At 68.9% G+C, this 23,364-nt stretch carries 23 protein-coding genes; 20 read left to right on the top strand and 3 right to left on the bottom strand.

The annotated features are described in order from the left end of the window. Positions 1-2 precede the first annotated feature (2 nt). The 8 genes from HWX58_RS13390 to HWX58_RS13355 all read left to right on the top strand — a co-directional run bounded on the left by HWX58_RS13390 (position 3) and on the right by HWX58_RS13355 (position 7,135). Complete coding sequence (locus HWX58_RS13390; protein ID WP_175988547.1) at positions 3-638, top strand: nucleotide exchange factor GrpE; 636 nt, start codon at positions 3-5, stop codon at positions 636-638. 7 nt (positions 639-645) lie between these two features. Continuing rightward, positions 646-1,629: a DnaJ C-terminal domain-containing protein gene (locus HWX58_RS13385; protein ID WP_175988545.1), complete on the top strand. Its 984-nt coding sequence runs from the start codon at positions 646-648 to the stop codon at positions 1,627-1,629. A gap of 114 nt (positions 1,630-1,743) precedes the next feature. Further along, positions 1,744-2,172 (top strand): heat shock protein transcriptional repressor HspR, encoded by a 429-nt coding sequence (locus tag HWX58_RS13380; protein WP_175988543.1) that lies wholly within the window; start codon positions 1,744-1,746, stop codon positions 2,170-2,172. 109 nt (positions 2,173-2,281) lie between these two features. Beyond that, entirely contained in the window at positions 2,282-2,947 is a 666-nt protein-coding gene (locus HWX58_RS13375; protein WP_175988541.1) for a GntR family transcriptional regulator, read from the top strand. Positions 2,948-3,066: 119 nt separating this feature from the next. Beyond that, entirely contained in the window at positions 3,067-4,032 is a 966-nt protein-coding gene (locus HWX58_RS13370; RefSeq protein WP_175988539.1) for a tripartite tricarboxylate transporter substrate binding protein, read from the top strand. Positions 4,033-4,098: 66 nt separating this feature from the next. Continuing rightward, on the top strand, positions 4,099-4,626 hold the full coding sequence (locus HWX58_RS13365; RefSeq protein WP_175988537.1) for a tripartite tricarboxylate transporter TctB family protein: 528 nt from the start codon (positions 4,099-4,101) through the stop codon (positions 4,624-4,626). Then, entirely contained in the window at positions 4,623-6,269 is a 1,647-nt protein-coding gene (locus HWX58_RS13360; protein WP_175988536.1) for a tripartite tricarboxylate transporter permease, read from the top strand. Before HWX58_RS13365 ends, HWX58_RS13360 begins: the two co-directional genes overlap by 4 nt. Further along, positions 6,266-7,135, top strand: a complete 870-nt coding sequence (locus HWX58_RS13355) for a dihydrodipicolinate synthase family protein (RefSeq protein WP_175988534.1) — start codon at positions 6,266-6,268, stop codon at positions 7,133-7,135. Before HWX58_RS13360 ends, HWX58_RS13355 begins: the two co-directional genes overlap by 4 nt. Positions 7,136-7,260: 125 nt before the next feature. Here HWX58_RS13355 and HWX58_RS13350 read toward each other — a convergent pair whose 3' ends face one another. Continuing rightward, positions 7,261-8,289 (bottom strand): lactonase family protein, encoded by a 1,029-nt coding sequence (locus HWX58_RS13350; RefSeq protein ID WP_175988532.1) that lies wholly within the window; start codon positions 8,287-8,289, stop codon positions 7,261-7,263. A 50-nt stretch (positions 8,290-8,339) separates the two neighbouring features. Here HWX58_RS13350 and HWX58_RS13345 point away from each other — a divergent pair, with 50 nt between their 5' ends. The 4 genes from HWX58_RS13345 (at position 8,340) to HWX58_RS13330 (ending at position 13,419) form a co-directional block, all read left to right on the top strand. After that, the gene (locus HWX58_RS13345; protein WP_250646252.1) at positions 8,340-9,353 is read left to right on the top strand and encodes a LacI family DNA-binding transcriptional regulator; all 1,014 of its coding nucleotides are present in this window, start codon (positions 8,340-8,342) and stop codon (positions 9,351-9,353) included. A gap of 148 nt (positions 9,354-9,501) precedes the next feature. Beyond that, positions 9,502-11,001, top strand: a complete 1,500-nt coding sequence (locus HWX58_RS13340) for an FGGY-family carbohydrate kinase (RefSeq protein ID WP_175988531.1) — start codon at positions 9,502-9,504, stop codon at positions 10,999-11,001. Between the two features lie 16 nt (positions 11,002-11,017). Beyond that, positions 11,018-12,649: a fucose isomerase gene (locus tag HWX58_RS13335; protein ID WP_175988529.1), complete on the top strand. Its 1,632-nt coding sequence runs from the start codon at positions 11,018-11,020 to the stop codon at positions 12,647-12,649. A 107-nt stretch (positions 12,650-12,756) separates the two neighbouring features. After that, positions 12,757-13,419, top strand: coding sequence for a GntR family transcriptional regulator (locus HWX58_RS13330; protein ID WP_175988527.1), 663 nt, complete (start codon positions 12,757-12,759; stop codon positions 13,417-13,419). On the opposite strand, the gene HWX58_RS13325 is transcribed toward HWX58_RS13330, so the two are convergent. Further along, complete coding sequence (locus HWX58_RS13325) at positions 13,352-14,467, bottom strand: zinc-binding dehydrogenase (RefSeq protein ID WP_175988524.1); 1,116 nt, start codon at positions 14,465-14,467, stop codon at positions 13,352-13,354. The two genes, HWX58_RS13330 and HWX58_RS13325, sit on opposite strands and share 68 nt — an antisense overlap. Positions 14,468-14,602: 135 nt before the next feature. On the opposite strand from HWX58_RS13325, the gene HWX58_RS13320 reads away from it, so the two are divergent. From HWX58_RS13320 to HWX58_RS13290, 7 genes are all read left to right on the top strand, one after another. Beyond that, on the top strand, positions 14,603-15,586 hold the full coding sequence (locus tag HWX58_RS13320; RefSeq protein WP_175988522.1) for a phosphoglycerate dehydrogenase: 984 nt from the start codon (positions 14,603-14,605) through the stop codon (positions 15,584-15,586). A gap of 32 nt (positions 15,587-15,618) precedes the next feature. Beyond that, a complete protein-coding gene (locus HWX58_RS13315; RefSeq protein WP_175988520.1) occupies positions 15,619-16,923 on the top strand; it encodes an ABC transporter substrate-binding protein in 1,305 nt (434 codons plus the stop codon). 63 nt (positions 16,924-16,986) lie between these two features. Continuing rightward, on the top strand, positions 16,987-17,922 hold the full coding sequence (locus HWX58_RS13310; protein ID WP_175988518.1) for a carbohydrate ABC transporter permease: 936 nt from the start codon (positions 16,987-16,989) through the stop codon (positions 17,920-17,922). Beyond that, positions 17,919-18,773 carry a carbohydrate ABC transporter permease gene (locus tag HWX58_RS13305; protein ID WP_175988517.1) on the top strand — a complete coding sequence of 285 codons (855 nt, stop codon included), beginning with the start codon at positions 17,919-17,921 and terminating at the stop codon, positions 18,771-18,773. The genes HWX58_RS13310 and HWX58_RS13305 overlap by 4 nt, the downstream gene beginning before the upstream one ends. A 5-nt stretch (positions 18,774-18,778) precedes the next feature. Then, positions 18,779-20,488, top strand: coding sequence for a dihydroxyacetone kinase family protein (locus HWX58_RS13300; RefSeq protein ID WP_175988515.1), 1,710 nt, complete (start codon positions 18,779-18,781; stop codon positions 20,486-20,488). Continuing rightward, a complete protein-coding gene (locus HWX58_RS13295; protein WP_175988513.1) occupies positions 20,485-21,219 on the top strand; it encodes an SDR family oxidoreductase in 735 nt (244 codons plus the stop codon). The genes HWX58_RS13300 and HWX58_RS13295 overlap by 4 nt, the downstream gene beginning before the upstream one ends. A gap of 30 nt (positions 21,220-21,249) precedes the next feature. Next, positions 21,250-22,119 (top strand): dihydrodipicolinate synthase family protein, encoded by an 870-nt coding sequence (locus HWX58_RS13290; protein ID WP_175988511.1) that lies wholly within the window; start codon positions 21,250-21,252, stop codon positions 22,117-22,119. Between the two features lie 15 nt (positions 22,120-22,134). Here the strand turns inward: HWX58_RS13290 and HWX58_RS13285 are convergent, their stop codons facing one another. Beyond that, a complete protein-coding gene (locus HWX58_RS13285; protein WP_175988509.1) occupies positions 22,135-22,704 on the bottom strand; it encodes a TetR/AcrR family transcriptional regulator in 570 nt (189 codons plus the stop codon). Positions 22,705-22,773: 69 nt separating this feature from the next. Here HWX58_RS13285 and HWX58_RS13280 point away from each other — a divergent pair, with 69 nt between their 5' ends. Continuing rightward, entirely contained in the window at positions 22,774-23,349 is a 576-nt protein-coding gene (locus HWX58_RS13280; protein WP_368356426.1) for a dihydrofolate reductase family protein, read from the top strand. Positions 23,350-23,364 lie beyond the last annotated feature (15 nt).

The raw sequence follows: 23,364 nt of genomic DNA, 5'->3' as shown, positions 1-23,364 counted from the left end.
CCATGACGGACAAGAACTTCGAAGAAGTTCCTGAGGACGCGGGGTCGGATGCTGCGGCATCCGGCCCCGCGCCGCAGGAGAACGCCGGAACCGGGCAGAACCCGGCCTCCGCCGAGGCGAAGGCTGCCGAGGGATCGGATAGCGACCTCACGGTCGACGACATCCTGAACGCGGGGCAGACAGATGAGGCAGCAGCCTCTGACGACGCCTCGCTCGCTGATGCCGAGAATGCGCTGCTGACCGACCTCAAGCGTCTGCAGGCGGAGTACGCGAACTACCGTCGCCGGACGGAGGAGCAGCGGCACATCGAGATCGCCCGCGCCAAGGGCGAGGCCGCCAAGGGCCTGCTGCCCGTGCTCGACGACCTCGACCGTGCCACGCAGCACGGCGACCTGGTCGAGGGCACGCCTTTCTACGTGATCGGCGAGAAGGTGCGCGCCGTCGTGGAGCGTCTGGGCGTGGTCTCGTACGGCGAGGCGGGCGAGGAATTCGACCCGCAGCAGCACGAGGCGATCTTCCAGCAGCCGACCCCGGGTGCCGAGAAGTCCACGATCCTCGAGGTGGTCGAGGTCGGCTACCGCCTGGGCGATGTCGAACTGCGTCCTGCGAAGGTCGTCGTCGCCGTCCCAGCGGAGTAGGTGATCGATGGCCAGTCAGGATTGGTTCGACAAGGACTTCTACAAGACGCTCGGCGTCGCCAAGGATGTCAGCGATTCGGACCTGAAGAAGACGTACCGCAAGCTGGCGCGCAAGTATCACCCCGACTCCAATCAGGGCGACGCTGCGGCCGAGGCGAAGTTCAAGGAGATCAGCGAGGCCTACTCGGTTCTCTCCGATCCGGAGCAGCGTGCGGAATACGACGAGATCCGGGCCATGGGCTCGGGTGCGCGTTTCACCGCCGGCGGCACCGGCGCAGGCGGCTTCGAGGACGTCTTCAGCCGCTTCGGCCAGGGCGGACGCGGCCAGAGCGCGGACTTCGAGGACATCTTCGCGATGTTCAATCAGGGCCAGGGCGGTTCGTTCGGCTCCGGCCGTTTCGGGCAGACGAGCGGCGGGTTCCGCGGGTTCGGCGGCCCGCAGAAGGGCGCCGATGTCACCGCGCGCACGACGCTCGACTTCGCCACGGCCGTGCAGGGCGAGACGATCACCCTGCAGGGCGAAGACGGCAAGCCGTTCAAGGTGAAGATCCCCGCCGGTGTCAAGGACGGGCAGAAGATCCGTCTGCGCGGCCGCGGGCGCCCCTCGCCCGACGGCGGCGAGAACGGCGACATCGTCGTGTCGATCACGGTGCGTCCGCATCCGGTCTTCACCCGTGATGGCCTGAACCTGCGGCTGACCGTTCCGGTGAAGTTCACCGAGGCGACGCTCGGTGCAACGATCGAGGTGCCGACGCTCGGCGGCGATGTCGTCAAGCTGCGCGTCGCACCGGGAACGCCGTCGGGGCGCGTGCTGCGCGTCAAGGGGCGAGGCGTGAAGAGCTCGAAGGGCACGGGAGACCTGCTCGCCGAGCTCCAGGTCGCGGTGCCGGCGCACCTCGACGATGCCGCGCGTTCCGCGCTCGAGGCGTTCGCCGCCGTGGAGCCGAAGGAGAACCCGCGCGCTGAGCTGATGGCCAAGGCGCGCGCGTGATGATGATCGCGCCCGAGATCAGGAGACTCGCCCGAGATCAGGAGGATTCCTCGCGGATGCTCCTGATCTCGGCGCATCTCCTGATCCGAGGCTCGGCGCGAGGAGGCGAGTGCTGTGGTTGACGATGAGGATGCCCCCGTCTTCGCGATCACCGTCGCGGCCGAGCTCGCGGGCATGCATCCGCAGACGCTGCGACAGTACGATCGGATCGGCCTCGTCGTCCCCGGTCGTACGCGCGGAGGATCCCGTCGATACTCGGCACACCACATCGAACAGCTCCGCGAGGTGGCGCGCCTCTCCGGCGAGGGCATGAGCCTGCCGGCGATCGCGCGGCTGCTCGATCTGGAGGACGAGGTGCGGATACTGCGTCGCCAGGTTCGCGAACTCGAGGGCGCGCTGCGCGCCGAGCGGCAGAATCGCCCCGGCATGCGCGTCTTCGCCGCCGGCGCGACCGGGGTCGTCCCCGTCACCGGTGGCCGCCGCATCCGCCGTTCGACGGAAGTCGTGCTCTGGCGTCCTGCGCCGCGCGCCGACGAGGACTGACCGAAACAGGTCCTGTCAGCTGATACAGGCCGTGCCACGACCCGTCTCGGGTGGTCGGACCCGTTTCGACGAGCCGTGTATTCTGTTGACAGTCGACAGGGAGGTCACGGTGACCCAGACAGTGAAGCGCGGCGAGTCGCTCGGCGCCCAGATTGCGCGCGTGCTGCGGCACCGGATCGTCCGTGGAGAAATCGCGCCGGGTGAGCGCATCACCGAGGAGGCGCTCGCCGACGAGTTCGCCGTCAGTCGCGGACCCGTGCGCGATGCCCTGACCCAGTTGAGCTTCGAGAAGCTCGTCGAGGTGCAGCGCCCGCGCGGCGTCTACATCGTCGGACTGAGCCGGGACGACGTCGATCAGCTCTACAGCCTGCGCGGCGCACTCGAGCAGCTCGCCCTCTCGCGGGCCATGCGCGTCGAGGATCCGGCGCGCTGGACAGGCATGGCTGCGGCGGTGGGCCGCATGGGAGAAGCGGCGGATGCCGGAGATCACGCCGCCTTCGTGGCGGCAGACCTCGACTTCCACTCGCAGATCTACGCGCTCGCCGACCATCCGCGTCTGGAGGGCGCGTGGAGTCAGTACCTGCCGACCTTCGCGGCACTGCTCGAGGTCACGATCAATCACGACGAGGACCTGCACGAGTCCTCCGGCGATCACGTCAAGCTCATGGACGTCATGCGCAGCGGCAGCACCGAACAGGCCGCGAAGGTGCTCACCGATCATCTCGACGGCGCCCGCGATCGGATGCTCAACGAGCTCGAGCAGCGCCGGTCCTGAGCGGTCGTCCGCCGCCATCGCCGACTGCGCGTTGACTGTTAACAGTAAACACTGCTAGCCTGACGATGCCGCACAGGTCCCTGCCTGTGCGACCCACCTGCACTCAACGAGGAGCGAAGATGACTACCCAGCGCCTGAAGCGCGTGCTCACCGCAGCCGCAGTCTTCACCACCGCAGCGATCGTGCTGTCCGGCTGCACCAAGGTCGAGGAGGGCGATGCCGCCTCGACCTTCCCCGAGAAGGACATCCGGCTGATCATCCAGGCCAACCCCGGCGGTGGATCCGACCTGTCCTCGCGAGCGCTCGCCACTGAACTCGAGGGCATCCTCGACGTCAGCGTCATCCCCGAGAACATGCCCGGCGCCGCCGGCGCGCTCGCGATGGAGTACGTCGCCGAGCAGGACCCCGACGGCTACGTGATCGGCTTCGGGCCGGTCGAGATCGCGATGCTCAACACCACGCAGGACGCGAACGTCCTGCCCGAGAACTTCGACCTGCTCGGTCAGATCATGCTGGCGCCCGGTGTCATCACGGTCTCGGCATCCAGCGACATCGAGACCCTCGAAGACCTCGTCGAGCAGTCCAAGACGGCTCCCATCACCGTGGCCAACTCCGGTGCCGGGTCGATCTGGGAGGCGGCGAGCATCGCTCTCGGCCAGGAGGCCGGCGGCGAGGTGACCCCCGTCCCGTACGACGGCGGCGCTCCCGCTGTCGCCGCCGCGGCATCCGGTGAGACGGTCGCGGCCGTCTCGGGTCTCGGCGAAGCGCTCTCGCAGGGCAGCGCGGTGCGCATCCTCGCCGTCATGAACGACGAGCGCCACCCTGACGCACCCGATGTGCCCACGGTCGAAGAGGCCATCGGCGCCGACGTCGTCTTCGGCGGCTGGGGCGGCATCTACGCACCCGCAGGCCTGCCCGACGACGTGCACGCGACGCTCGAGGCAGCGATCAAGGAAGCCGTCGAGTCCGACACCTACACGACGTTCCAGGAGGACGCCGGAAACCTCGTCGTCTACCGCGACTCGGCCGAGTTCACCACGTTCGTCGAGGACCAGTTCGCCCTGTTCCAGGAGCTGCTGGGCTGACGCCGGTGGGGCCGGCTCGACCGGCCCCACCACCCGACCCGTACCGACCATCGTCCGAGGAAGCACATGTCGACGTCAGAAGTCGCCGAGAGCGACGAGTACCAGGGGGCGACGCCGTCGCGTCCCCTCGAGATCGGGTTCGCGGCCGCCGCCCTCGCATTCACCGCCGGATACCTGGCACTGTCGACGCAGATCGATCTGCGTCGCGAAGCGGCACCCGGACAGATCGACGCACGATTCTGGCCGATGGTCCTCGGCGTCTCCGGCGTCGCCGTCGCCGTCGTCCTGCTGGTCATCGCGATCACGCGCCCGGCGCCGGGGCGCGAGGACATCGAGCGGATGCAGCGCGACGGCGTCATCCGCGTCGGCGCCACGCTCGTGATCGCGGGGGCGTTCATCGCCCTGTGGTCGCTGGGCTCCGTCATCCTGTTCGGCTACCGCATCGAGGTGTTCCCGATCGCGACGGCCCTGCTCATGGCCGCGCTCATGCTCCTGTACGGGCACCGGCGCTGGCTGAGCCTCATCATCTACACCGTGTCCGTGACGGCCTTCGTCTACGTCGTCTTCGGCATGCTCCTGAGGATCCCGCTATGACTCCGCTGCTGGAGGGGCTGAACTCGCTCCTCGACGTCTCGATGCTGCTCTACGTGGGAGTCGGGCTCGTGCTCGGTTTCATGGTCGGAGCGTTCCCGGGCATCACCGCGACCATGGCCGTCGCGCTCGCCGCAGGATTCACGATGACGCTCGAGCCCGTCCAGGGCCTCGCCGTGCTGCTGACGATCTACGTCGCCGCGAACTTCGGCGATCGCGTGCCGTCGATCCTCATCAACACGCCGGGCACCCCGGCATCCATCGCCACCACTCTCGACGGCTACCCGATGGCCAAGCAGGGGCGCGCCGGGCTCGCGCTCACGATGTCCGCGATCGTCTCGGCGATCGGCATCCTCGCCTCGCTTGTGCTCTTCTCGGTCGCCGCCGTGCCGATCGCCAGCTTCGCCCGCGACTACTTCAAGTCGCCCGAGCTGTTCGCGCTCGTCATCTTCGGCATCGCGATCATGATCGGCATCTCGTCGAAGTCGATGCTGAAGGGCATCCTCGCCGGACTCTTCGGGCTCATGCTCGGAACGGTCGGCACGTACGCCGCGACCGCGGACAAGCGCTTCACCTTCGGCGTGCTCGAACTCGTCGAGGGCGTGAACTTCATCGCCGTGATCATCGGGCTCTTCGGCATCGCCGAGCTCTTCGACCAGCTGCTCACCTACCGCAAGAGCAACGTCCGGCCGATCTCGAGCCTGGGCCGCTGGTGGCCGAACCGCTCGGAGCTCAAGCAGAGCGGACGCGCGACGGCCGTCGGCGGTGCGGTCGGACTCGGCGTGGGGCTCATCCCCGCCGCCGGTGGCGACATCGCCGGCCTCATCGGATGGGAGCGCGCCCGCAAGGCCTCGAAGACCCCCGAGCAGTTCGGCAAGGGCTCGATCGAGGGCGTCGCGGCATCCGACACGGCATCCAGCGCGACGCTCGGCGGATCGCTCACGACCACGATGGCGCTCGGCATCCCTGGCGACTCGGTCATGGCCGTGATGATCGGCTCGATGATCATCTGGGGCATCACCCCCGGGCCGACGCTCTTCACGGAGCGCCCCGACCTCGTCGTCTCGATCGTGGGCATCATGCTCGTCGCGACGCTCCTCTCGCTGGCGTTGAGCCTGGTCCGCATGCGCGGCATGGTGAGGCTGCTCGACGTGCCGCAGCCGTACCTGTGGAGCGGCATCCTGATCTTCTGCATCATCGGCACGTATGCGACCTCGAACAGCCTCTCGACGGTCGTCACCATGCTCGTCTTCGGAGTCATCGGCGTGCTGCTCAAGCGCATGCAGGTTCCGGCGGGCCCGGTCGTGCTCGGCCTCCTGCTGGGTCCGCTCGCGGAGGAGAACCTCGCTCGCACGCTCGCGATCCTGCCGACGCGGCCGTTCTTCGAGGTCGTCAGCCCCATCGCCATCGTCCTGCTCGTGCTCGCGGTGCTCTCGATCGTCATGCCGGCGATCCGAGCCGCACGCAAGCCCCGCGCCGAGCGGGCATCGTTCGCCGACTCCGTGCTCGACACGGACAGCATCACGCAGATCTCGAAGGCGCACGACGAGCTCGCCGCGAACCCCGACCTGCTCACCTCGACGGTGCGCAGCATCGGCAAGAAGAACATCGCCGAGAAGAAGAGCTCCAAGGAGAAGAAGAAGTGACCCGCTACGACATCCTCACCGCGATCCCCACGGCGTTCCACCGCGATGGGAGCCTGGACGTGGACGGGTCGCGCGCGATCTTCCGGTTCGTGGGGGAGTCGGGCAACGAGGGAGCATTCGTCCTGGGCACGACGGGGGAGTTCCCCTCGGTGGATGTCGCGGAGTTCACCGCCCTCGTCGGCGCAGCCATGGACGAGCTCGCCGACAAGATGCGCGTCATCGTGCACGTCGGGCAGCCCAGCGCGTTCGAGGCCGTGCGCCTCGTCGAGATCGCCCGCGGACTGGGTGCGCGCGAGTTCGCGGCCCTCACCCCCTACTACCTGCGCTCGGCCGATGACGCGGTGTTCGACTACTTCCAGGCGGTGTCGGATGCCGTCGGCGACGGCCGCCTCTACGTCTACATCTACCCGGCGCGCAGCGGCAACCCCGTGACGCCCGAGCTGCTTGCCCGCCTGGCGGAGCTCCCCAACGTGGTCGGCGCGAAGATCAGCGAGCTGTCGCTGGACGACATCGCGACGTACCGCGCGGTGGTCCCCGCCGACTTCGACCTCTACACCGGCGCCGACCGCGAGCTCATCGCCGCTGTCGAGGTCGGCGCGCAAGGCGTGGTGTCCGGTGTCTCGTCCGTCACGCCGAAGCCGTTCCGTGCGCTGGCGGATGCCGGTCGATCCGGCGACGCATCGGCGATCGCCGCGGCGCAGGCGGACGTCGACGACGTCGTCTCGCTCATCGGCGGCGACATGGCGCGCATGAAGGAGGCGTACCGGGTGCTCGGCGTCACGGACGCGCATTGCCGCATGGCGATCGCCGAGCCGACGGATGCCGAGCGCGAGGCCGTCGCGCAGGTCGTGGCGCGGCACCGCTGAGGCCGGAGCTGTTGCTCTCGAGTTCCTCGCTGTTCCTCTCGAGACGGGGTTTGCTGCATGAAACGAGGGCTGCTGGCTCGGGTCTCATGCCGCAAACCCCGTTTCGTCGTTCGGGATGCCGCGCCTCAGACGAAGCGGACCCAGTTCGCCTTGCGGCCGACCTCCGCGCGGTCCTGAAGCTCGAGGCGGTCGCCGTCGACGGCGTACAGCGACACCGTCGTCGATCGCTCTCCGGCGGCGACGAGGCGGGTGCCGCCGGCGTTCAGTGCGAAGCCCCGCGGTTGCGGTTCGGTGACCGTGAAGCGTGCCGGCGCCGACACCGACCCGTCGGGTGCCACGGGCAACGCGCCGAGCGTGCTCTCCGTCCGTTCGGATGCCCACAGGTGGCGCTCTCCCGCGCCGAAGTGCAGGTCCGCGCCCCAGATGTAATGGTTTTCCATCGGGTCGGCGCCGAACTCGCTGCGGGCGAGGCCCTTCGTGGTGTCAAAGGCCGTGGCCGCCCCCCGGAACTCGAGCCAGCCCGCGGCGGTGTCGCGTGCGTAGTGCAGCACTTCGCCGGAGAACTCGGTGAGCACGTAGACGGCGTCCTCGGCACGGTTCAGCACGAGGTGCCGTGGCCCGCTCCCCGCGGGTGCCGGAACCGTCTCGGGCGACAGCGGCTGCAAGCCCCCGTCGCCGCCGAGCGCGTACTGCGCGCTCAGATCGGCCCCGAGTGAGACGAAGTACGCGAACCGTCCGTCGCTGCTGGGCAGCACCGAGTGCAGGTTCGGGAAGTCCACTCGTGCGACCGGGCTGCTGACGACACCGTCGCTTACCGTGCAGCTGATGCCGTACCCGCCGCCGTATGACGCGCCGAGGAGCCGCGTGCCGTCGGCGGTGAGCGCGAGATAGTTCATGCCGCCGTCGGGCAGATCGAGACGGGACTGCGGCGTCAGGCGACCGGTCGCACGATCGAGGGACAGCGTCCGGATGCCGGCAGGGGAGCCCTTCACACCGGCGTAGACGAGGTCGCGGGCGGAATCGACGACGAACGTGGAGCACCCGTCGAGCCCCTCCGCGACGGCGAGGCGCTCGAGGCGATCGCCGTCGAGGCGGAACGTGACGATGGCGCCGTCACCGGAGGCGGCGACGAGGACGAGCGGCGAGTCTGTCATGCCTCGATCGTAGGGCCGGCACTGGCGGAATCGGTTTCAGATATTGTTTCATGACGGCTGGTCGCACCGGGCAGGAGAAGCACATGGCCACGATCTACGACGTCGCGGAGCTGGCGCGGGTGTCTCCGGCGACCGTGTCGCGCGTGTTCAACGGGACCAACGTGTCTCCGGAGAAGATCGCGGCGGTGCGAGCCGCCGCCGAGAAGCTCGACTTCACCCCGAACCGGGCCGCCCGCACGCTGCGCCGACAGAGCTCCGAGGTCATCGCGCTCGTCATCCCCGACATCGAGAACCCGTACTTCACCGAGATGGCCCGCGGCGTCGAGGACGTCGCCTCGGAGGCCGGGTACTCCGTCGTCCTGTGCAATTCGGACGCCCAGGTCGACAAGGAGTCGACGTACCTGCGGATCGCGATCGCCGAGAACATGTCCGGAGTCATCATCGCCACGGCATCCGAGACCTCCGACCTCGACCCGATCCTCGCGACCGGACGCCCGGTCGTGGCCGTCGACCGCGGCACGTCCTACGACGTCGACGGCGTCGTGATGTCGAACCGGGCCGCCGGAGCCGCCGCCGCTCAGGAGCTCATCCGCGCCGGGTACCGCCGGATCGCGTACATCGGAGGACCGTCCCACATCGACACGGCGGCTGAGCGCGCCGCCGGCTGGCAGGACGCGCTCACGGCGGCAGGTCGCGCTATCGATCCGGAGCTCCAGCGCTTCAGCACCTTCGGCGTGGAGGGCGGACGCGAGGTGATGGCGGAGCTGCTGGCTGTTCCGGAGCCGCCGGACGCCGTCGTCGCCGGCAACAACCTCATCGGAGTCGGAGCCATCCAGGTGCTCACCGAGCGCGGACTCACGCCACCTGCTGTCGGGGTCGCCGTCATCGGCTCCCTGCCGTTCACGACGCTGTCGCCGAACGCGGTGACCGTGGTGCGACTGCCCGCCCGGCACATGGGTGTGACGGCGGCGCGGATGCTGCTCGAACGCATCCGCGGCGACGATCAGCCCGCGCGCACGGTCGTGCTGCGCGGCGAGCTGCGGTCGGCCAGCATCCCGCGCTGAACGCACGCCCGGCTGACGTCGGGGTCGCAATACGTCGCCATGAGCGTCGGATGACGACGTTCTCCGTGACCTGGACGCGGTCCCGCTTGCGGCGTGAAATCGATTTCGCGTAGTCTGTCATCACAACTCGCGATCGAGGAGGACCGCCATGCGCTGCACTCTGGGCTTCGACGTCGGCACGTCGAGCACGAAGGGCGTCCTGGTCGCTGACGATGGGACGATCGTGGCATCCGCGACCCGTGCGCACGACGTCGTCCGGCCCCGCTCCGGCTGGGTCGAGATGGATGCCGACGTCTGGTGGGACGAGTTCGTCTCGATCGCGCAGGAGCTCGTCTCCGCGATGCCGGATGCCGAGATCGCGGCGGTCGGCGTCAGCGGCATGGGGCCGTGCGTGCTGCTCGCGGATGCCGACGACCGGCCGGTCCGCCCCGCGATCCTCTACGGCGTCGACACCCGCTCCGGCGCCCAGATCGCGCGCATGAACGACGAGCTCGGCCTGGACGAGATCACCCGCATCGGCGGCTCGGCCCTCACCTCCCAGGCCGCCGGCGCGAAGATCGCGTGGGTCGCCGACGAGGAGCCGGATGCCTACGCCGCAGCCGTGCGCCTGTTCATGCCGGCATCCTGGCTCGCCCGCAGGCTCACCGGCGCCTATGTGCTCGACCATCAGTCCGCCAGCCAGACCACACCGCTCTACGACATCGAGAACGAGCGCTGGTACGAGCCCTGGTGGCAGCGCTACGCCTCATCGATCGAGCAGCCGCGCCTCACCTGGGCGGGCGAGATCGCGGGTGAGGTGACGGCCGCGGCGGCCGACGTGACCGGCATCCCGGCAGGCACGCCCGTCATCACCGGCACGATCGACGCGTGGACCGAGGCTGTCAGCGTCGGCGCCCACGAGGCCTCTGACCTCATGCTGATGTACGGCACCACCATGTTCATGGTTTTCACGGACGCAGTGGCCACGGGGGAGGAGACGCTCCGCACCCCGTCGATGTGGACGACCGCGGGCGCGTTCCCCGGCACTCGCAACCTCGCAGGCGGCCTGTCGACGTCGGGCGCGCTCACGGCCTGGTTGAAAGACCTCACCGACGCCGACTACCCGCAACTGCTCGCCGAGGCCGAGGCATCCGGTCCCGGTGCTCGCGGGCTGCTCATGCTGCCGTACTTCGCGGGGGAGCGCACGCCCATCCAGGACCCGGACGCCCGCGGCGTCGTCGCCGGGCTCACCCTGCAGCACACGCGCGGCGACCTCTACCGCGCCGCCCTCGAGGCGACGGCGCTCGGCGTGCGCCACAACGTCGAGACGATGCGCGCCGCCGGTGCGGACATCCGCCGGATCGTCGCGGTCGGCGGCGGCACGCAGGGGCGGCTGTGGATGCAGGTCGTCTCCGACGTCACCGGGCTCGTCCAGGAGGTCCCGGCGACGACGATCGGTGCCAGCTACGGCGCGGCGTTCCTCGCGGCATCCGCCATCGCCGCGGACGGCGAGGCGCCCGTCATCACCGACTGGAACCCGATCGCCGAGACCATCAAACCCGACCCCGACCTCGCCGACTTCTACGACGCTCTCTTCGACCGCTACGTGCGGCTGTACGAGGCATCGAAGGACGTCGTCCACGAACTGGCTGCGCAGCAGCGCGACTGACCCCCACGGAGGAACCATGACCTACACCCTTCCCACCCCGGCGACCCGCCCGGCATCCGCACCCAAGACCGCGTATCTCATCACGTCCGGCGACCTGCGCGAGTCGGCGAACACGGCCGGCTGGCCGACCCAGCAGGCCCTTGAGGCCGGGGTCACCGGCGTCTTCGAAGACCTCGGCTGGAGCGTCATCCGTGCCTTCGACGTCGACCCCGAGACCGGCCACGGCTTCATCTCGAGCCAGCGCATGGGCATGGAGGTGTTCAAGAACATCCCGGTGGACGCGCCGCTCATCGTCGCGATCGCGAACTGGCAGTACTCGCACCACGTGCTCGCGGGCCTGCGCACGCACGAAGGGCCGATCCTCACCGTCGCGAACTTCGCCGGCGACTGGCCGGGTCTCGTCGGACTCCTCGGGCTCAACGCGGGACTGACCAAGATGGACAAGCCGTACTCGACGACCTGGTCGGTCGACTTCACCGACGACTGGTTCACGGACGGCATCAAGGAGTGGACAGAGTCCGGCACCATCACGCACGACTACTCGCACGTCCGCGAGCTGCCCGTGCTGCCGGACTCTCCCGAGAAGGAGCTCGGCGAGGCGCTCGCCGCCCAGCTGCGCGATGAGAAGGCCATCATCGGCGTCTTCGACGAGGGCTGCATGGGCATGTACAACGCGATCTTCGACGACGAGCTGCTCAACCACACCGGCATCTACAAGGAGCGCCTGTCGCAGTCGGCCCTGTACGCCGAGATGCTGAACGTCACCGAGGACGAGGCCGACGCCGCCTACGACTGGCTGATCGATCACGGCATGACGTTCAAGTACGGCGAGGACGGCGCCACCGAACTCACCCGCGAGCAGGTGCAGTGGCAGATGAAGATGTACATCGCAGCCCTGCGCATCGCCGACGACTTCGGGCTGGACGCCGTCGGAATCCAGTACCAGCAGGGTCTCAAGGATCTCGTGCCGGCATCCGACCTCGCCGAAGGCATCCTGAACTCGACCGAGCGTCCTCCGGTGACCTCGCGCGACGGCTCGCGCATCCTGCACGAGGGCCGCGCGTTCCCGCACTTCAACGAAGCGGATGAGGGTGTCGCGGTCGACGCGCTCGTCACCGACCGCGTCTGGCGTGCGATGGGTCTCGTGCCCGACAACACGCTGCACGATGTGCGCTGGGGCGAGGACTACGACGGCCGGTTCGTGTGGGCGTACGAGATCTCGGGCTCCGTTCCCGCCTCGCACCTCGGCGGCTGGGACAAGGCCGAGGGCTGGCGCCAGGGGCACGTGTTCTTCCCGGCCGGCGGTGCCACGATCAACGGCGTCTCCAAGCCCGGCGAGGTCGTGCTCTCGCGCGTCTTCATCGCCGACGGCATCCTGCAGGCGGACATCTTCCGCGCCTCGGTCGTCGAACTGCCCGAGGAGGAGACCCAGCGCCGCCACGAGGCGACCAACCCGGAATGGCCGATCGCGCACGTCGTGCTCCACGGCGTCTCGCGCGACCAGTTCATGGCTCGTCACAAGGCGAACCACGCGCAGCTCGTCTACGCCCCGGATGCCGAGACCGCTGACAAGGCCCTGATCGCCAAGGCCGCGATGTTCGACGGCATGGGCATCAAGGTCAACCTGATCGGTGACGTCAGCATCTGACGCGCGGACAGCGCTCCACCGCGGCCCCGCGACTTGACGCGTCGCGCAGTTGTGCGACACTCTGACTAGGCAACAACTGTTAACTGTCAGACAAATCGGGGGTCGCGGTGGATCTTCGCCCACTCGCCATGGGGGAGCAGATCGCGCATCAGCTGCGCCTCGAGATCATCACGGGCGCGATCGCGGACGGCACGCATCTCGCCGAGGATGCCCTCGCCACGCGCTTCGACGTCAGCCGGGGACCGGTCCGTGACGCGCTGCGGCAGCTCGAGACCGAGGGGCTGCTCGAGGCGCGGCGCAAGCGACTCTACGCGCGCGCACTCGGGATGGACGGGGTCGAAGAGCTCTACGCGCTCCGACAGGCCCTGGAGTCGCTCGCGATCCGCCTCGCGATCGAGAACGCCAGCGCCAAGGAGTGGGACGCGCTCCAGGAGGTCGTCGACCGGATGCGCGCCGCCGGCGAAGCGGAGGATGTGCAGATGTTCGCCGATGCGGACATGGAGTTCCACACGGCGTTCTACATCTACTCGCGCAACCGTCGCCTCCTCGAGGCATGGAAGCCGTATCAGCGCACCTTCGCGATCCTCTTCGAGATGAGCGACACCCCCGACATCCCGGCCGCCACCGACGACCATCAGGGATTCCTCGACATCGTCCGGACCGGAGACGCGGATGCCGCGGTCAAGCGGCTGCACCTGCACCTCACCCTCGCCAAGGGGCATGTCCGCGGCGTGCTCCGCGATGGCCGGGCCGCTGGCGACGCCGACTGACGCGAGATCGACAGCGCGTGAGCATCCCGCTGACGTCGACCACGACCTTCCCGGCGATCGCGGGGTCCGCGACGGCGTCGAACGCGTCGGCCGCCGAGGCCAGCGGCACGAATGCGGTCACGATCTCCGCGCATTCCGGTGCTCGCTCGAGCGCGACAAGGGACGCATCGAGCTCGCCGCCGAAGCGGTGGGAGCCGGCCAGGGTGAGCGCTTTCACGACGAGGCCGGACAGGGTCATGGGCCGCGCATCGCGCGGGAGCATCCCGAGCTGGATGATCACGCCACCCGTGCGGGCGATGCGCACGGCCGCCTCCAGCGATGCCGGAACCCCGCTCGCCTCGACCACGACCGATGCGCTCGCCTCGATCGCACGGTCGACGGATACGTCGACGGTCTGATCGGCGCCGAGCCGCTGAGCCAGGGCGAGAGCCTCCGCGCGGACGTCCGTGACGGTGATCGACGCCGCCCCCGCCTGCCTGATCGCGACGATCGAGAGCAGGCCGATCGGCCCTGCGCCGCAGACGGTGACGTCGGCGCCACGGATGGCGTCGCCTGCATTCGCCAGTGCGTGGAGGACGACGGCCATCGGCTCGGCGAGCACAGCGGTGCGGGAGTCCAGGGACTCGGGGACCCTGCGCAGTCGTTCCGGTCGCAGGACCAGCTGCTCCTGCAGTCCGCCGTCCGTGTGCGGGGATGTCGACGCGGACCCGAGGAACGAGCTCGGCTCGGACGCGAGGTCGTCGTCGATCGTGGATGCGCCGGCGCGTGGCGACGGCCAAGCCGGATGCACGGCGACGCGGTCGCCGACGCGGATCGCGGCGTCTGCGAGTGCTCCGCGCTCGGTCACGGTGCCGATGATCTCGTGCCCGAGCACGAGCGGCTCCTGCACGACGAAGTCGCCGTTGGCTCCTCGGGCGAAATAGCTGAGGTCCGAGCCGCACAGCCCGACGACGTCGACGCGGACGCGCACGTCGTGGGCCGAGAGCGCCGGCTCCGGTCTCTCGTCGAGCGTGAGCGACCGGATTCCGTTGAGTACTGCAGCCCGCATCGGGACCTCCTGAGACGTCGGTGTCATTGGCGCTTGACCGTGCCGTCAGTCTGGCATATGTTGATTGTTAACAAAACACAGATCATGTCGACGAGGACAGGGAATCGCTCCTGCGCCGTCGAGAGAGGCAGCAGGATGGGCAACACGACGGACCTGATCGGGTCGGGTCGCACCGTGATCGTCGGCGCAGTGCGTTACGCGGAGCTGTGCGGGCGAGGCCGCCAGCTTCTTCTCGACCACGGATTCACGCTGGTCGAGAACGAGAGGACCGTTCCGTGGGATGCCGCCGAGCTCCACAGCCTGATCGGCACCGCCGATGCCGCCGTCGCCGGGGTCGAGGTCTTCGACGCCGAAGCGCTCGGCCAGGCGCCGAGCCTGCGCATCATCTCCCGACTCGGCGTCGGGCTCGACAACGTCGATCTGCCCGCGGCCCGTGCCCGCGGCGTCGAAGTCGTGAACGTCCCCGGTGGAAACGCCGCGGCGGTCGCCGAGCTCGCTCTCGGGTTCGTTCTCGGACTTCTCCGACAGCTCCCGCAGATGGACGACGCCGCACGCGCCGGCCGGTGGGACCGCTACGTCGGGCGCGAGCTCGCTGGCAAGTCCGTCGGCCTGCTCGGCTTCGGCGCCATCGCGCAGCTCCTCGCCCGCCGGCTCAGCGGGTTCGATCTCACGATCACTGCCTACGACCCGTACGGCGATCCGGTGAAGGCGGAAGAGCTCGGAGTCGAGCTGGTGTCGCTGGCGCAGGCGGTCGCCGACGCCGATATCGTCAGCGTGCACGTGCCCCATCTGCCCGCGACGCATCATCTGGTCGACGACGAGCTGATCGCCCGCATGCGTCCGGGGACGCTCCTGATCAACACCAGCCGCGGCGGCCTGGTCGACGAGGCAGCCCTCGTGCGCGGGCTGGAGTCCGGCCGGATCGCCGGCGCAGGCCTCGACGTGTTCGAGGTCGAACCCGTCGACCCGAAGAATCCGCTCTTCTCGCACCCCTCGGTCATCACGGCTCCGCACGCGGGCGCCGACACGCTCGAGGCCTACGACCGGATCGGCTGGGCCACGGCCCAGGCGATCGTCGACGTCTTCTCCGGCCGGGTGCCGGTGAACGTCGCCAATTGACCCGCAACACCCACACCAGAGATAGGACGACGATGTTCAGCAGGAATCGCGCGAGGCGACTCGCCCTCATCACGCCCGTGGTCGGCGCCATGGTTCTCGGTCTCGCCGCATGCGGCGGCACGGCCGGAGCCGAAGGAGGCGAGGTCACCGAACTCACCGTCATCGCGGCGAACAGCCCGTGGACGGAGGGTTTGAAGACCCTCGCCGGAAAGTACGAGGAGGAGACCGGGATCAAGGTCAACCTCGAGGCGTACGGCAACGAGCAGCTCAACGACACGCTCAAGGTCAAGCTCAACGCGCAGTCCTCGGACTTCGACATCATGGGCTTCCAGGTGCAGGACGTCATGCGCGAGTTCTCGCGCAACGGCTGGCTCACCGACATGACCGAGGACGTCGCCTCGGATCCGGAATGGGCCTGGGACGACTTCCAGCAGGCCGCACGGGATGCCGTCGAGCTCGACGGCGTCGTGTACGGCGTGCCCGTGATGACCGAGCGTCACATCATGTACTACCGCTCCGACATCCTCGAGGAGGCGGGCATCGAGGTGCCCCAGACCCTCGATGAGCTCAAGGCCGCATCGGACGAGCTCAACGATCCGGACAACGGTTTCTACGGCATCGCGATGCGCGGAGCGCGCGTCCCGATGGTCACCCAACTCTCCTCGTTCGTCTACAGCTTCGGCGGCGACTTCCAGGACGAGGACGGCAACGCGACCATCGACAGCCCGGAGGCGATCGAGGCGTACGAGTTCTACGGCGACCTGCTGCGCGAGGACGGCCCTCCCGGTGCGACGAACATGGGCTGGGTCGAGGCATCCGCGATCTTCGCTCAGGGGAACGCCGCCTTCTATCTGGATGCCGACAGCCAGGCGTACACGTTCCTCGACGAATCGAACTCCGCGGTCGTCGACACCGTCGCCTTCGCCCGCTTCCCCGAGGGGCCGGCCGGCGCGAACTTCTACAACATCGTCCCGCAGACCATCGGGATCAACGCCTTCTCGCAGAAGAAGGAGGCGGCATGGGAGTTCATCAAGTGGGTCTCTAATGAGGAGAACTCGAAGTGGCTGCTCGCCGAGGAGACCGTGCCCGTCGCGCGTCAGTCCGCGTGGGACGATGACGCGTCCACCGAGAGCTTCCCCGCGGGGCTCGTCGACATCGTCCGCGATCTCGGTGACGGCGCCGTCGGCCACGACCGCCCGCAGCTCGAGCAGGTCGCCGCAGCCCGCGAGATCGTGGGCGGCCCCGCCATCGTGGCGATCGAGGGCGGCGACGTCGAAGAGGCGGCGACCTCCGCCAACGCGGAGTTCCAGGACCTTCTGGATTCCGAGAAGCAGTAGCAGCACCCGAGTCCCGGGGGAGGCCGCCCGCCTCCTCCGGGACCCCCGGCCGAGGAGGGCCCGATGTTCCGCACCACGCTCGAGCACGATCGACCCGCGCGCCACCGACGCAAGCCGATCGACTGGGTCGACGCGAACCTGAAGTGGATCCTGATCGTCCCATCGATCGTGTTCGTGACCGCTCTGATCGCGTTCCCCATCGGGTACACGATCTTCCTCTCGCTGACCAATGCGCAGGGTGCGGTCACCCGGCCCTTCGACTTCGTCGGGTTCGCGAACTACGCGCACTGGCTCGGCGACACCGACCGCTTCTGGCCTGCGGTCGGGCGCACGGCGTACTTCACTGGTATGGCGCTCGTGCTCGAACTCGTCATCGGCCTGGCGATCGCGCTCCTGCTGCGCAAGACCTTCCGCGGTCAGGGGCTCGTCCGCGTCTTCATCCTGCTGCCGCTGGTGGCCACACCGGTCGCCGTCGGCATGATGTGGCTGGTCATCTTCGAACCGTCCATCGGCTTCGCGAACGTTCTGATGGACTTCCTCAACCTGCCGCGTCAGGGATGGCTCTCCGACAAGGACTCGGCGCTCAACACCCTGATCTTCATCGACGTCTGGCAGTGGACGCCGATGGTCATCCTCATCCTGCTCGCCGGGCTCTCCACCCTCCCGGAAGAGCCGGACGAAGCCGCCCGCGTCGACGGCGCGAACGCCTGGCAGCGGTTCATCCACATCACCCTTCCGCTGCTGTCGCCGGTGATCGCTGCGGCGGCCATCCTCCGATCGATCGACGCCCTGAAGACGTTCGACATCATCTATGCGACGAAGGGGCGCGGTGGAGGGTCGAGCCATGAGGCCGAGACCCTGAACATCCTCGCCTACAGCGACGCCTTCGAGTACTCGCGATACGGGCGAGCGTCCGCCCTGCTGATGCTCTTCTTCATGCTCATCATCATCGTCCTGGTCGCCCTGGCCATTCTTCGCAAGAGAGGGGAGAAGCTGTGAGCGCCTCCGCCACCACCCCGAGCCGTCGGCGCCGCCGACCGTCCCAGATCGTCGGCGGATGGGCGCGGGCGATCGGCATCCTGCTCGTCGTCCTCGCCTTCATCGCACCCCTCATCTGGATGCTGCTGGCGAGCCTGAAGACGAACCTCGAGATCATCGACCCGAGCAAGACCTTCTCGTTCACGCCCACGCTGAAGAACTTCGAGACGGTGTTCGGCACGCAGGCGTTCGGGCCCATCATCGGCAACAGCATCATCGTCGGCGTCGGCTCCACCCTCGTAGCCCTGCTCATCGGGGTTCCCGCGGCATACGGAATCGCACGCTACCGCGTGAAGAGCACCACCGCCTTCCTGCTCATGGCGCGCATCATCCCGGGTGTGAGCCTGCTCATCCCGTGGTACTTCCTGTTCTCCCAGCTGCAACTGGTCGGCACGTACACGGTGCTGATCCTCACGCACATCTTCGTGACCATGCCGCTGGTCGTCGCGATCATGTCGAGCTTCTTCGAGGGCATCCCCGAGGAACTGGAGGAGGCGGCGCAGATCGACGGATCGAGCAGGATCGGCGCGTTCATCCGCGTCGTGCTGCCGCTCTCGGTGCCCGGCATCGCCACCGCGACGATCCTGTCGTTCATCTTCAGCTGGAACAACTTCCTGTTCGCGCTCGTGCTGTCCAACCAGTACACGCGCACGCTGCCGGTCGCGATCGTCAACTTCACCAGCTACGCGGCCGTCGACTGGGGCGGTCTGATGGCGGCCGCGGTCGTGATCACGGTCCCGGTCATGATCATCGCGCTGCTCGCGCAGCGCTACGTCGTCAGCGGTCTGACGGCAGGGGCGACGAAGGGATGACGAAGATGAAGAAGCTCATCAATGCTCCGGATGCCTTCGTCGACGAGTTCCTCGACGGGATCCTCCGCGCGCACCCCGACCAGTTGCGTCCGGCATCGGAGGACCGCCGGGCGATCGTCCGGGTCCCGGATGCCGACGGGCCCGTCGGCATCGCCACCGGCGGCGGCTCCGGGCATCTGCCGCTGTTCCTCGGGTACCTCGGTGAGGGCCTGTGCTCGGGGGTGGCGGTCGGGAACGTGTTCTCCTCGCCGTCCTCCGAGCAGATCCTCGCCGCGACGGTCGCCTCCGACGCCGGTGCGGGCGTCCTCTACCTGTACGGCAACTACGGCGGCGACGTCTTCAACTTCGACCTCGCCGGCGATCTCGCCGCGGCACGCGGAATCCGCACGTCGACCGTGCTCGGAGCCGATGATGTGGCGAGCGCGCCCGCTGACCGCGCGGACACGCGCCGGGGCGTCGCCGGGATCTTCTTCGCGTACAAGATCGCCGGGGCATCCGCCGCTCGCGGTGACGATCTCGACGCGGTCGCGACGGTCGCCGCACGGGCCGCGGTGCGGACGGGGACCATGGGCGTCGATCTCTCGCCGACGATCCTCCCCACGACCGGGCGGCCCTCCTTCGACCTCGCCGACGGCGAGATGGAGATCGGCATCGGCATCCATGGCGAGACGGGGCGCGGGAACGGCCCGCTCGCACAGGCGGACGAGATCGTCGACACGATCGTCGCGGAGATCCTGGAGGACCGCGCGATCGCTGAGGGGCATCGCGTCGCGCTGCTCGTGAACGGCATGGGGGCGACTCCGCTCGAGGAGCTGTACGTCCTCTCGCGCCGCGCGCACCAGCTTCTCGACGAGCGCGGGATCGTGATCCATCGCACCTACGTGGGCGAATACGCGACGAGCCTCGAGATGGCCGGAGCATCCATCAGCATCGTCGATCTGGACGACGAGCTCCAGGAGCTGCTCGACGCCCCTGCCGCCTCACCGTTCTTCACCCAGCGAGGGCCGGCGCCCGCCTCCCGCGAGGCGCTTCCGGCGCGGGAGGCCGCCGCCGTCGCAAGCGCCCCCGCGACGGTCGCCTCGGCCGTGCCGAGTGCACAGGCAGGCGCATTCGCCCGCGACATCGCCCAGGTGGCGACGCTGTGGGCCGAGTACGCGGACGAGCTCAGGGATCTGGACGCCGTGCTCGGCGACGGCGATCTCGGTGTGACCGTCGCGTCCGGATCCGCCGCGATCCGTCGGGCGCTCTCCGCCGACGAGGCGGATTCGCTCACCGCAGTCCTGCAGACCGCCGGAGGCGCATTCGCCACGGCGAACCCGTCGACGTTCGCCGCCCTGTTCGGCGGCGGGCTGCTCGCCGCCGCGGATGCTCTGCGGCAGGATCCGGAGCTCACACGGAGCGCTGCGGCCCGGGCGCTGCGCGCGATGGCGGACCGCATAGGCGAGCGCGGAGGAGCCGTACGCGGCGACAAGACCGTGCTGGATGCCCTGATCCCGTCGATCGAGGCGCTCGAGCTGTCCGAGAGCGCGCCGCAGGCCATCGAGGCGATGCGGGCGGCCGCCTGGGACGGCGTCCGCGCCACAGCCGGTGCGGTCTCGCAGCGGGGTCGCGCGGCCTGGATCGGCGAGCGCGGTGCGGGCCACGCCGACCCGGGAGCGACGGCATACGCCCGACTGCTCGACGCCGTGGAGCGTTCGCGGGGTGGCGAGGCATGACCTGCGCAGGGGTCACCTGGATCCTCGGCGGCGGCTCGGGCATCGGACGCGGCGCTGCAGCGGCGCTCGCCGCCTCAGCAGACGTCGTCATCGTGTCGGGGCGGCGCCGCGCGGAGCTCGAGGAGACCGTCGCGGCAGTGCGCCGTGCCGGAGGGAAGGCGAATAGCATCCCCCTCGACGTGAGCGATGCCGACGCGGTGATCGCGGTGGCGCAGGGCATCGAGCGCGAGCACGGGGCCGTCAGAACGCTCGTCTACAGTGCGGGCACGAACGTGAAGAACCGCTTCTGGGCCGACACGACCCCTGAGGACTATTCGCGCGTGCTCGACATCAATCTCACGGGAGCGATGCGTGCGGTCCATGCGGTGCTCCCCGGCATGCGCGACGCCCGCGACGGACTCGTGGTCCTCGTCTCGTCGTGGGCGGGGTGGCGGTTCGCGCCGGGGGTCGGCGCCGGCTACTCCACCAGCAAGACCGCGCTGGGCGCGCTCGCCGAGACGATCAACGCCCAGGAGCGGTCGGCAGGCGTTCGCGCAACGCACTTCTGCCCGGGAGAGGTGGCGACCGAGATCCTCGACACCCGGCCCGATCCGCCGAGCGCCGCCGAGCGCGAACTCATGCTCACGGCCGAGGACGTCGGGGAGGCGCTTCGATGGATCGCCGACCTGCCGTCGCGCGTCTGCGTGAACGAGATCGTGTTCACCCCTACAGCCAACACCTCCTACGCGTAGACCATCCGCATCACAGAGCATCGGAGCATCATGACCCGTCGTGACATCATCACCGCAGTACCCGTCGCCTTCTCGTCCGACGGCGAGCTGGATCTCGAGGGGACGCGCGCGATCCTGCGCTTCGTCGCCGCTTCCGGCAATGAGGGGGCCTTCCTGCTCGGGACGACGGGGGAGTTCCCCGCGCTGTCGTTCGATGAGCGCGTCGCGGTGACGAAGGCCGGGCTCGAGGAGCTGGCCTCGGTCATGCGCGTGATCGTGCACGTCGGAGCATCCAGCCTGTACGAGGTCCGCCGCCTCATCGCAGCGAGCCGGGAGGCAGGGGCCACTGAGATCGCTGTCATCACGCCGTTCTACCTCAGTGCGTCGGACGAGGGTCTGCTCGACTTCTATCGCGCGGTGTCGGCGGCATCCGACGGGCTGGACGTCTACGTCTACGTGTTCCGCGATCGCACCGGCAACTTCGTCTCGACCGACCTGATGGCGAACCTTGCGGAGCTTCCGAACATCGTCGGAGCGAAGATCAGCGGCGAAGCGCTCGACCAGGTCGCGGCGTATCGGGCTGTCGTGCCGGATTCCTTCATCCTGTACACCGGGCAGGACAGTGCGCTGGCTCAGGCCGCCGACTTCGGCGCTCAGGGCGTGGTGTCGGGAATCAGCTCGGTGTTCCCGAAGCCGTTCCGGGCGCTTCGGGTGGCCGCCGAGTCGGGAGACTCCGAGCGCATCGCTCAGGCGCAGGCTGACGTCGATTCCGTGGTCGAGGCCGTCCAGGGCGACATGGCGCGGATGAAGGAGACGTATGCCCAGCTGGGTGTTCCGGCGGGTTCCGTCCGCATGGCGATCGACGCGCCGGACCAGGGAGCGATCGACACGATCCGGCGGGCAGTCCACGCTTTCGCCTGATCCCGTGCGCCGGGTTCAGGACGGCAGCAGGCCCGCCACCAGCGCATCCACGATCTCGTCCGTCGTCGTGTCAGGGTCGATCGGTCGCGTCAGCCGATCGAGGATCAGCCCGTCGATCGCGTAGTGGAACAGGGCGATCTCTCGGCGGCTGCCCGGGAGCCCGGCCCCTTCGTTGAACGCGACGTCCGCGTCGAAGCCCTCGCGCTGCCAGGCGCTGAGGGATGCCGCGAGTTCAGGATGCCGCGCCGCCTCGAGACGGAGCTCGAGCAGCGCGAGCGTCACCTCGCGCTGCTCGAGAAGCCGTCGGACGATGTCGCGGACGTAGTCGGCGAACAGCTCCCGCGTCGGGGGAGCGGATGCCCGCGCGGCGAGGTCCTCGTCGGTGGGCGCGAGCCGCGTGCCGATCCGTTCGAAGATCCCGGAGATGAGCTTCTCGCGGCTGCGGAAGTAGTTGGATGTCGTGCCGATCGGCACTCCCGCCGCAGCGTCGATCGCGCGATGCGTCAGGCCGCGCGAGCCCTCGGCGGCGAGCACGGCGATGCCGACGTCCGCGAGCAGGTTCCGCCGCGCCTCGTTCTTCGCCATACCTTGACCCTAGCGCAACCACTGCACCTGTTGTAGTCTCTCAATCACTGCACCTGTCGTGATTGGAAGATGATGCGAGAACTCACTTACTACGTGGCCGTCAGCATCGACGGCTACATCGCGGGGCCCGACGGCGAGTTCGACCGCTTCCTGGTCGAAGGTGATCATGCTGCGCCCATCTGGGCGCGGTACGGCGGCACGGCTCCGACCGCGCTGGCCGAAGCCGCCGGTCTCCCGGTCGAGGGCGGCCCCTTCGACACGGTCCTCATGGGCTGGAACACCTACGCCGTCGGCCTGCCGCAGCTCCCGAGCCCGTACCAGCATCTTCGGCAGATCGTCTTCACGCGCGGGCACGAGGCGCCGGCCGGGGCGGAGGATGTCGAGTTCACCGATCGCGACCCCGTCGAGGTCGTGCGTGAGCTCAAGGCCGAGGAGGGCTCTGGCATCTGGCTGTGCGGAGGGGGTGCTCTCGCCGCGGTTCTGCGCGACGAGATCGACCGGCTGGCGCTCAAGCGGAACCCGGTCGTGTTCGGTGACGGCATCCCGCTCTTCGCTCGCAGCTCGTACGCACCCGAGGCGTTCCGCCCGACAGCCGTGACCGCGTTCGACTCGGGGGTCGTGCTCGCCGAGTACGCCCGGGGCTGAGAGCGCACGGAGCAC

This window comes from Microbacterium tenebrionis (assembly GCF_903645325.1).
Lineage (GTDB): Bacteria > Actinomycetota > Actinomycetes > Actinomycetales > Microbacteriaceae > Microbacterium > Microbacterium tenebrionis.
This window is presented reverse-complemented; position numbering and strand designations above follow the sequence as displayed.